The 413-nt window shown below is 46.2% G+C and carries 1 protein-coding gene; it reads left to right on the top strand.

The annotated features are described in order from the left end of the window. Positions 1-413, top strand: a 413-nt coding sequence (locus tag N8M20_RS10195) for a Rib/alpha-like domain-containing protein (protein WP_261080515.1), incomplete at both ends; no start/stop codon positions are given.

Raw genomic sequence — 413 nt, 5'->3', positions numbered from 1 at the left:
AGTACGGAAGAAGTGACAGTCACTGTAGAAGTAACGCCACAAAAAGACGATTACGATCCACAGCCAAAAGCACAAACGGTAGACAATGGAACAGTGCCAAACGTAGAAGACAGTGTAGACAAGACAGGCTTACCAAGTGGCACAAGAGTCACATGGAAAGACACGCCAGATGTAAGTACACCAGGCAGTCATCCAACCGTAGCCTTAGTCACCTATCCAGACGGAACAGTCGATGAAGTCACAGTGCCAATCACGGTTAAGGAACAAAAAGATACGTTCAACCCAACTGCGAAAGAACCAGCTCCAACGGCCAAACACGGTAGTGACCCAAGTGCAGAAGGAAGTATCAATACAGACAATCTGCCAAAAGGTACAACCTACACATGGGTAGAAAAACCAGATACCAATACAAC

This window comes from Streptococcus mitis, from assembly GCF_946190275.1.
Classification (GTDB): domain Bacteria; phylum Bacillota; class Bacilli; order Lactobacillales; family Streptococcaceae; genus Streptococcus; species Streptococcus mitis_DC.
Note: the sequence above shows the minus strand (reverse complement) of the source record. Positions and strands in the feature narration are given on the sequence as shown.